Here is a 9,226-nt window from a genome sequence, read left to right on the forward strand (position 1 = left end):
AGCGGATCGGAACGTTCTTCATGGCACGCTCGGGTCCTCGTCCACACCTTGCCCGAAAGTTGGGTGACCGCCGCCGAAGCGGCGCTTCACGCGCGTGGCGATGCGGTCGAACGTCAAGTAAATAACCGGCGTGGTGAACAGCGTGAGCAACTGGCTGACCACCAGGCCACCGGCAATCGCGATCCCGAGCGGGTGCCGCAACTCGGAGCCCGCGCCCCAGCCCAGCATCAGCGGCAATGCGCCCAGCAGCGCGGCAAGCGTGGTCATGAGAATCGGCCTGAAGCGCAGCAAACAGGCCTGGAAGATCGCGTCACGCGGCGATTTGCCCTGTTCGCGTTCGGCTTCGAGCGCGAAGTCGATCATCATGATCGCGTTTTTCTTGACGATACCGATCAACAGCACGATCCCGATGATGCCGATGATATCCAGATCGTGCCCGGTGATGAGCAAGGCCAGCAGCGCGCCGACTCCGGCTGACGGCAAGGTCGACAGGATGGTGACCGGGTGCACGAAACTCTCGTACAACACGCCCAGCACGATGTACATCGTGACGATGGCGGCCAGGATCAGGAACAGTTCGTTGGACAGCGATGCCTGGAAGGCGAGCGCGGCACCCTGGAAGCGGGTGTTGAACGAGTTGGGCAGGCCGATCTCTTTTTGCGCCGCTTTGATCGCATCGACCGCTGCGCCCAGCGAGGCGCCGGGTGCGAGGTTGAACGAAATCGTGGTCGCCGGGAACTGGCCGAGGTGGCTGATCAATAGCGGCGCCGGCTGCTCGGTAAAGGTCGCGATGGCCGCGAGTGGCACCTGCCCGCCGCTGGCGGTGGCCGATGGCAGGTACAGCGTGGCCAGTCCTGCGGTGCTGTTGAGCAGCTTCGGGTCTGCTTCGAGGATCACCCGGTACTGGTTCGACTGCGTAAAGATGGTCGAGACGATGCGCTGCCCGAACGCGTCGTAGAGCGCGCTGTCGACCGTGGCGGGCGTGATGCCGAAGCGCGCCGCGCTCGAGCGGTCGATGGTGACATACACCGATTGGCCGCTTTGCTGCAGGTCGCTTGCCACGTCGGCCAAGACCGGCGAGGTCTTCAATTTGTCGACCAGCTTGGGGACCCAATCTGCGAACTCGCTCGAATTGGCGTCTTCGAGGATGAATTGGTACTGGGTCGCGCTGACGGTCGAATCGATCGTCAAATCTTGCACCGGTTGCATATAGAGTGCGACGCCGGCAACGCTGGCGGTTTCCTGCGAGAGGCGGCGGATGATCGTGCTGGCATTCGCGCTGCGGCTGTCGTAGGGGCGCAGATTGATCAGGAAGCGGCCGCTGTTCTGGGTCAGGTTGGTGCCGTCCACGCCGATGAAAGAGGACAGGCTTTCCACGTCAGGGTCTTTTAGAATCGCCGCCGCCAGATCCTGTTGATGCTGGGCCATTGCGGCATACGACGATGACTGGGCGGCCTCGGAAATGCCTTGGATCACGCCGGTATCCTGCACCGGAAAGAAGCCTTTCGGGATCAATACGTACAGCACTACCGTCAGGACCAAGGTGGCCACCGCAACCACCAGCGTGAGCGCCTGGCGATCGAGCACCCACTCGAGCGCGCTGCCGTACTGGCCGATCACGCGTTCGAAAAACGCGTGGGTGCGCGCCTCCAGGCGTTGCATCGCGCTATTGCTTTCGCGCGGCGGGGTAGGGCGCAGCAATTTGGCGCACAGCATCGGCACCACGGTCAGCGAGACCACGGCCGAAATCACGATGGTAACGGCCAGCGTGATCGCGAATTCGTGAAACAGGCGGCCGACCACGTCGCCCATGAACAGCAGCGGGATCAGCACGGCCACCAGCGAGACAGTCAGCGAAATGATGGTGAAGCCGATTTGCTTGGCACCCTTGAGCGCCGCCTGCAACGGGGTTTCGCCCATTTCGATGTAGCGTGCGATGTTCTCGATCATGACGATGGCGTCGTCGACCACGAAGCCGGTCGCGATCGTCAAGGCCATCAGCGACAGGTTGTCGAGCGAGAACCCGAACAGATACATGGCAGCAAGCGTGCCGATCAACGATAACGGCACGGACAGGCTCGGGATCAGGGTGGCCCACACGTTCGAGAGAAACACGAAGATCACCAGCACCACCAGCAGGATCGATACCAGCAGTTCGAACTGCACATCGCGCACCGATGCCTTGATCGTGGTGGTGCGGTCGGTCAGTACCCGCACGTCGATCGCGGCTGGCAAGGACGTTTGCAGACCCGGCAGCAGCGCCTTGATCGAGTCGACCACGTCGATCACGTTGGCGCCCGGTTGGCGCTGTACGTTGATGATGATGGCCGGCGTGCGATCCACCCAGGCGCCGAGCTTGGTGTTTTCCGCGCCTTGGATAATCTTGGCGACGTCGGTCAACATGACCGGCCGGCCGTTCTTGTAGGCGATGACGGCGCTTTGATACGCGTCCGCGCTTTGCAACTGATCGTTGGCGTTGATGGTCGATGCGCGCGTCGGCCCGTCGAAACCGCCCTTGGGCGTGTTGACGTTGAGGTTGCCGATGGTCGTGCGCAGGTCGTCGAGGTTCAGCCCGTAAGCGGCCAGCGCCAGCGGGTTGGCCTGGATCCGCACGGCCGGCCGTTGGCCGCCGCTGATGCTGACCAGACCGACGCCGCTGACCTGCGAAATCTTTTGCGCGAGCCGGGTATCGGAAATGTCTTGCAACTGCGTGAGCGGCAGTGTTTTCGAAGTGATTGCCAGCGTCAGGATCGGTGCGTCGGCCGGGTTGACCTTGGCGTAGATCGGCGGCGCGGGCAGGTCGGACGGTAACAGGTTGCCGGCTGCGTTGATCGCGGCCTGGACTTCCTGTTCGGCGATATCGAGCGGCAAGTCGAGGTTGAATTGCAGCGTGATCACCGATGCGCCCGACGAGCTCGTGGACGACATCTGGTTCAAGCTGGGCATCTCGCCGAATTGGCGTTCGAGCGGCGCGGTGACCGACGAGGTCATCACTTCGGGGCTGGCGCCCGGGTACAGCGTTTGCACCTGGATGGTCGGATAGTCGACCACCGGCAGCGCCGAGAGCGGCAAGAAGTGCAGCGACACCAAGCCGACCAGCATGATCGCGGCCATCAGCAGCGCCGTGCCGACTGGCCGGATAATAAACAGGCGGGACGGATTCATGCGTGCACGCCCTCGCGTCCTGATATGGCCGTAGAGCGCCGGCGATGTCCGCCAGCGTCATGCATCACCTCATCGATCAACTTGTCTATCACCTTATCGATCACCTCATCTACCACATCACGCGTGCTCATTTACGATGCGTCTTCGCGTTTGTGACGATGGGCATGTGCGCCGGATGCGCCAGACGCCCCCGAGGCGCCATGCACGCGTGCTCCGGACGCGGCTCTCGCCGAACCCTCCGCGCCCGATGCGCCTGACGCGGCAACCGGGGCGGACACCATGATCTTGGCGCCTTCGCGCAGCCGGTCGACGCCGTCGATCACCACTTGCTCGCCCGGTTCCACGCCGGACAGAATGCTGGTGCGTTCGCCGTTCACGATACCCTGCTTGACCGTGCGCACGGTGACGGTGTTATCGGGCTGCGCCACATAGACATATTGACCGATCGAGCCGGTTTGCAAGGCCGCCGAAGGCACGATGGTCACGCCATGCTCGGTATTGACGAGCAGGCGAGCATTGACGAACTGGTTCGGGAACAGGCGCAGGTCGGTATTCGGAAAGTCGGCGCGCAGCTTGAGCGTGCCGGTGGTGGTGTCGATCTGATTATCGGTTGTGCGTAGCACGCCGTTCGCGAGCAAAGCGACGCCGGCCCGATCGTAGGCGGCGACCGGCAACTGCGCGCCGCTGTTCAGACGCGTTTGCACGGCCGGCAAATTATCCTCGGGGAGCGTGAAAATCACGCTGATCGGCGAGAGCTTGGTGATGACCACTATGCCGTTGGTGTCGCTGGTTTGCACGTAGTTGCCGGCGTCGACCTGACGCAAGCCGACCCGGCCATCGACCGGAGCCACGATGTGGCAATAGGTCAGATCGAGCTGGAAGGTCTTGACCTGGGCTTGGTCGGCGGCCACTTGTCCTTCGGTTTGCTTGACCAGGAAGCGTTGATCGTCCACTTGCTGACCCGACACGGAATCTTGCTTGAGAAGAATCTCGTAACGACGCAGGTCGGCCTGTGCCTGCGCGAGCACGGCCTGGTCATGCGCGAGGGTGCCCTGCGCCTGCAGCAGCGAAATCTCGTAAGGGCGTGGGTCGATCTGGGCGAGGAAATCGCCTTTGCGCACTAATTGACCTTCCTGGAAACCGACTTCCATCAACTGCCCGGCGATCTGCGTGCGTACCGTTACGGTGGCCAGCGGCGTCACGGTGCCCAGCGCATTGAGCTGCACGGGCATGTCGCCTTGCGTGACGGCGGCCAGCCGCACCGATTGCGGTGCGTTGGAGGCCCCGGCCGATGCGCCGCCGCCGCGACGGCCCCCTGCGCCACTAGCACCCGCCGCCCCGGCGCGGCCTGTCGACTCGTCGCCATGCCGACGGACCCAGATAAACGCGATGAGACAAGCTAGCGCGATGATCGCCAGCGACACCCACAGCCAGCGGCGGCGGGTCGAGCGTGAAGGCGCGGGAGCGGGAGACGGCGGTGTCGGACGTTCGGGCTGGGTCATTGAGTTCTAGTGATTGCTTCTGGGACGCTGCTGGACATCGAAATCGGGTGCTGGAAAATGTCGTCCGCATGCGCGGTGGCATGCCGATGCGGCTTGAGACCCAGTAGGCCGCTCGCTATGACTAGACTGGCTGGCGGGCGCTGAGTTTCAAATCCTCGGCGAATGCTACGTACGAGACGCCCGACAGTCTACATGACAGATCTTTCTGCCGGTTACAGCGGGCGTTGCAGAACGGGTAATTTTTGATGAAAATCTGGGGCAGCGTGTTTGCCGATGCGGGGGATGCGGCGCTGGAGGGGAGCTTTAGAGACACGTGGCGCGCGGGTGCGCCACGTCTTTCGTTACATTTTTTCAGGCTGGGGAATCAGGGCAAGAACTCGGGCCGCAAACGCGGGCCGCGAGCTCAGGTCGCCAGCTCACGTGGCCAGCACCGGCAGCAAATGATTGACCGCGGTCGCAATCTGCGTTTCGTCCACACCGTAGACATGCAGCGAAATGGCCGGAATCGTCGTCGCATTGCCCAGGCAATGGATGCCTGTATAGCCTGCCTCGGTGTAAGAAACCGTATTGCGCGCACACAGGCGGTGTCCCGCTGGCTGTGCGCCATGCTGCTCGGCACACCAGTCGTAATGTGTTTCCATCAGCGCACCCTCGAGCACCGTATAGGCGCACCACGTGTGATGAGCGTGGACCGGGCTGAACTGGCGGGGACTCCAGATAATCGCCACCGCGCAATATTCTCCGTTCGGATCGGCCGCCAGCACATGGCGCTGATAACTGCTGGCCGACGGCGCGGGCAGCAGCTCGCGCAATTCGTCCATCGGCATGGTGTTGGCGAACTCGCTGAGCATGCTGCGCAACAGCTCGCCGCGTGACGCCGGTGTTGCCGTAGAGCAAGCGGTCAGCCGGGCGCGCAATTGCGCAAGCGCATCGACGGCGGGTTCCTGTGCTGTGGCGGCGCATGCGGGTGCAGAGCTGAGCGCGGGCCCACGCGCGGCCCCAAGCATAGGCTCAAGCGCAGGGGTCAATGAATGTGTCATGAGTTGGGTCGTCATGATTCGGCTCACCGGAGGGGTATCGTGGCCGAGCGGGAATGCATCGGCCTAGAAGCATTTATAACAATGCCGAGAGAGAAAAGGCTTGCTTTTTTAGCTGGGATGTTGCGATATAGGAGAAAATAATTCTACTATTGAGGCTCGAAATGGATGCGATTGATAAGAGGCTGCTCGAATTGCTGCAAAAGGACGCAACAATCCCGATCGCCGAGTTGGCCCAGCGCGTCAATCTTTCGCAGACGCCGTGCTGGAAACGCGTGCAAAAACTCAAGGAAAGCGGCGTGATACGCGCTCAGGTGGCCTTGTGTGATGCGCGGCGCCTGGGCGTGGGCACGACGGTATTTGTCGCTGTGCGCACCAACCAGCACAACGCGGCTTGGTCCAAGCAATTCCTGGCCGCGATCGAATTTGTACCCGAGATAGTCGAGGCTTACCGGATGAGCGGCGAGGTCGACTACCTGCTTAAGGTCGTGGTGTCCGATATCGACGACTACGATCGTGTCTATCAGGAGTTGATCCGCGAGGTTTCGCTATTCGACGTCAGTTCCAGCTTTGCGATGGAACAGATCAAATACTCGACGGCGTTGCCGGTGCGTTAGCAGGGCAAGCTCGCCGGGGCAACTCCGCACTGACCTCTTTGCACGTTGGCTGCGCGCCGGCGGCTACCGGGCGTAGACTTGCGCCTTGCGACCGGTGGCCTCATGCCGAACATGAGGCCGCCGGGCTACCCATCCATCGAATCGAACAGAGCAAGCTTATGGAAAATAAACACCGAAGAAAGGACCCCACGCGCGGCGTGGCAATTTTCTTTGTGGTCATCGTGCTGCTGGTGCTGGCAGCCATTCTCTACAAGGGAATTTCAGGTCGGCACGAATACGAGGCGGAACAGGCCGCCAGCGACGCTGCTGCAGCGGCGGCGGCTTCTCAACCGTCGGTCGCGGCGAGTGCCGTCAAACCGTAACTTTGTGTAGCCGTAGATCGCTGCCGCTCTTCCACGAGCCGGCCGCTATCCTCTTCAGCTTAACGACGCTTGTATCACGCAGGCGTCGTTACGGATCAGCCACGAAGCGCCGACCATCTGTTTGCACTGATGGACCAGCAGCTTGAGTTCCTGTACTGCCTCGGCTGGGACGCCCGATTGGCTCTCGGCCGAGACCACGATCTCATCGAGCTCGCGATTCAACTCACGGCTACGCGCGAGCGCTTCGGCAGCCGGTATCGTGCCTCCTGCTGTCACGGTCTTGACCATCCGCGTCAATGCACCGGCCGTTTCGCCAGGCGCCGGCTGCGGCGGTGCGTCGGCGTTTTCTGCCTGGTGCAGATTGTCGCGCACGACGCTCAATGCCCGCTGCAGCGGTTGCAGGAAGTGCGCATGGGCCGGTGTCGCCAATGCCGCGACCAGCGGCGCCGCCGCCGTGATCTGCGAAGCGAGCGCGTGGCTTTGCACCAGCAGCTCGTTGAGTTCGGGCACGTAGCGCTGCTGCGCCTTGGGCTCCATCATCATGCGCTGGAATGCGTTGCCGAGATTCGCGAAAGCAATATGCACGTTCTTGCGCGTCAGGCGGTAGCGGTAATCCCGGTCGAGGTCGAGGTCCTTGTTCGCACTGTCTTTGGTCATGCCGTCTTTTGTCGCGCTGTCTTTTGCCACGCCTTCTTTGGCCGATTTTGCCGCGGGCATCTTCGGCTCGGCGCCGAGTGCGCATACGGCCTCGAAATATTGTCGCGTCGACCCCATCATGGCTTTGACCATGCGCCCCATCACGCGATATTCCCAATACGGGAACAAGTAGCTGGCGCCGATTGCGATCGACGAGCCCAGAAACGTATCGAGCGCGCGCTCGCCGATGATGGCTATTCCTCCGGGCGCGAGCAAATGCAGCAGGATCAGCACCCACGACGACGTGAACACCACGCTGGCCGTATAGTTGAATAGCAGCAAGCTGTAGCTCATCACCATGCAAACGAACATGACCGCGAGCAGCACGTGCGGCGACCTGACCAGCAGCACGAGCCCGATTGCTGCAAAGCAGCCCACGATGGTGCCGATCAGCCGCTGGGTGTTGCGTTGGCGAGTCAACGAAAAGCCGGGCTTCAAGATGATGAGGGTGGTCATCACGATCCAGTAGCTGTTGGTCAGCGGCAGCACCTTGCCGACCCACAGCCCCAGCGCAACGGCGAGGGTGACCCGCAATGCGTGGCGAAAACTCGGCGACGCCAAGGTCAGGTTGGAAAAGATCAAGCCCGCCGTAAAACTGCGGCCGGACAAAAATCGATTGAGCGCCTGGTCGACCCGGAACCCCGATTCCGGTTCGATCTGGTCGGTGCGCGTATTGCGGTACATTTTCTCGATCAGCCGCGAGGCACTCCAGATCCGCCGGTAGGTCGCCACCACAGCGGAATACACTTCCGGCTGCTTGGCTGGCGCATCGTGTTTGCGCATCAGCTCGATCTCGTACTCCAGTGCGCGCAACTCGGCCTTCAGGCTGACCTTGGGCTGGGAAGGGGTGCCTTCCAGCACCGCCAGACCCACCCGGTCGAGTTCGTCGGCCGCTTTGTGCACGCCGTCGCGGCAGAACAGCATCAAATCCGAGGCGCCTAAAGCGTCGCGCAATTGCGCGTAATCGGTGTGGGCGGCGACGATGGTGTCGTGCAGATCGACCGTGTTGATAAATAGATTGAGCAGCCCGGTGCGTCGTGTATCGAGTTCGCCGCGCCGAAATTCCGGCAGGTTGCGCAGCACGATGTCGCGCGCGGCTTCCTGGCGATCGACGGCAGCGATTTGGCGCGCGACCAGTTGGCGGTAGCTTTCGGCAAGGTCGAGGCTCAAATCGTAGAAATCGGCACGGGCCCGCAGGTAATCCGCCGTCGCGAAGATGCTCTCGGCGATCGCCTGACGCTCGATGCGCTGCCACTGCCAGCGACTGATCAATGTGCTCCAGCCGGTGTACCAGATGCCGCCCGCAAAAATACAGGCGGCATTCGTGCACGCTTCAAGCAGTGTGAAATGCTCGTCGACCGTGATGACCATCATGAACAGTGTGGCGAAACTGATCTGCTGCCACTTGTTGCCATACACCACGGTCATCGATAGCACGAAGGTCAGCGGTACGACGGTCAGCCAAAGCGTGAGGGTGTCGGCGGTGGCGATGCCGGTAAGCAGTGCGGACAAGAAGCCGATCGCCGTAGCGGCAAGCATCTCGTTGGTCTTGTATTTGAGCGGGCCGGGCAAGTCGACCACGGCGGCGCCGATAGCGCCGCTGGCAAGGGTAAAACCGAGTTGTTGATCGTGGAAGAACAGTACCGCCAGAATGGCCGGAAGTGAAACACCGATCGCAGTGCGCAGGCCACCAAAAAAATACTGGCTATAGAGGAATTTTTTTATCTCGGTCGAATAGCGCATGGGAGGCGCGAGCCACTCTGAGTAGTCTTTTGGTGGTGCCAAGTATAACGCGTAAGCATTGCCGTGCGGCATTGCAAAGGGTTCGTGAAGCAATCCCGCAACGG

General features: G+C 61.7%; 7 protein-coding genes. 2 read left to right on the forward strand and 5 right to left on the reverse strand.

Annotation, left to right across the window (positions count from 1 at the left end; translation table 11 throughout):
- Positions 1 to 18 precede the first annotated feature (18 nt).
- The 4 genes from GSQ77_RS09960 to GSQ77_RS09970 all read right to left on the reverse strand — a co-directional run bounded on the left by GSQ77_RS09960 (position 19) and on the right by GSQ77_RS09970 (position 5,707).
- Positions 19 to 3,165: an MdtB/MuxB family multidrug efflux RND transporter permease subunit gene (locus GSQ77_RS09960; RefSeq protein WP_158901549.1), complete on the reverse strand. Its 3,147-nt coding sequence runs from the start codon at positions 3,163 to 3,165 to the stop codon at positions 19 to 21.
- Complete coding sequence (locus tag GSQ77_RS29770) at positions 3,162 to 3,296, reverse strand: hypothetical protein (protein WP_301951145.1); 135 nt, start codon at positions 3,294 to 3,296, stop codon at positions 3,162 to 3,164. The genes GSQ77_RS09960 and GSQ77_RS29770 overlap by 4 nt, the downstream gene beginning before the upstream one ends.
- The gene (locus GSQ77_RS09965; protein ID WP_158901551.1) at positions 3,297 to 4,667 is read right to left on the reverse strand and encodes an MdtA/MuxA family multidrug efflux RND transporter periplasmic adaptor subunit; all 1,371 of its coding nucleotides are present in this window, start codon (positions 4,665 to 4,667) and stop codon (positions 3,297 to 3,299) included.
- A 416-nt stretch (positions 4,668 to 5,083) separates the two neighbouring features.
- Entirely contained in the window at positions 5,084 to 5,707 is a 624-nt protein-coding gene (locus GSQ77_RS09970) for a cysteine dioxygenase family protein (protein ID WP_158901553.1), read from the reverse strand.
- A 161-nt stretch (positions 5,708 to 5,868) separates the two neighbouring features.
- Here GSQ77_RS09970 and GSQ77_RS09975 point away from each other — a divergent pair, with 161 nt between their 5' ends.
- On the forward strand, positions 5,869 to 6,321 hold the full coding sequence (locus GSQ77_RS09975; RefSeq protein WP_158901555.1) for an Lrp/AsnC family transcriptional regulator: 453 nt from the start codon (positions 5,869 to 5,871) through the stop codon (positions 6,319 to 6,321).
- A 158-nt stretch (positions 6,322 to 6,479) separates the two neighbouring features.
- Positions 6,480 to 6,683: a hypothetical protein gene (locus tag GSQ77_RS09980; protein WP_158901557.1), complete on the forward strand. Its 204-nt coding sequence runs from the start codon at positions 6,480 to 6,482 to the stop codon at positions 6,681 to 6,683.
- A 54-nt stretch (positions 6,684 to 6,737) separates the two neighbouring features.
- On the opposite strand, the gene GSQ77_RS09985 is transcribed toward GSQ77_RS09980, so the two are convergent.
- Positions 6,738 to 9,122, reverse strand: coding sequence for an FUSC family membrane protein (locus tag GSQ77_RS09985; protein ID WP_158901559.1), 2,385 nt, complete (start codon positions 9,120 to 9,122; stop codon positions 6,738 to 6,740).
- Positions 9,123 to 9,226: the final 104 nt, after the last annotated feature.

Origin of the sequence: Burkholderia sp. L27(2015), from assembly GCF_009765705.1 — a bacterium.
Taxonomy (GTDB): domain Bacteria; phylum Pseudomonadota; class Gammaproteobacteria; order Burkholderiales; family Burkholderiaceae; genus LMUX01.

Bases quoted from the DNA above. Each gene is read 5' to 3' on its own strand.
- GSQ77_RS09960 (WP_158901549.1), bottom strand. From the start codon at position 3,165: ATGAATCCGTCCCGCCTGTTTATTATCCGGCCAGTCGGCACGGCGCTG.
- GSQ77_RS29770 (WP_301951145.1), bottom strand. From the start codon at position 3,296: ATGAGCACGCGTGATGTGGTAGATGAGGTGATCGATAAGGTGATAGAC.
- GSQ77_RS09965 (WP_158901551.1), bottom strand. From the start codon at position 4,667: ATGACCCAGCCCGAACGTCCGACACCGCCGTCTCCCGCTCCCGCGCCT.
- GSQ77_RS09970 (WP_158901553.1), bottom strand. From the start codon at position 5,707: ATGACACATTCATTGACCCCTGCGCTTGAGCCTATGCTTGGGGCCGCG.
- GSQ77_RS09975 (WP_158901555.1), top strand. From the start codon at position 5,869: ATGGATGCGATTGATAAGAGGCTGCTCGAATTGCTGCAAAAGGACGCA.
- GSQ77_RS09980 (WP_158901557.1), top strand. From the start codon at position 6,480: ATGGAAAATAAACACCGAAGAAAGGACCCCACGCGCGGCGTGGCAATT.
- GSQ77_RS09985 (WP_158901559.1), bottom strand. From the start codon at position 9,122: ATGCGCTATTCGACCGAGATAAAAAAATTCCTCTATAGCCAGTATTTT.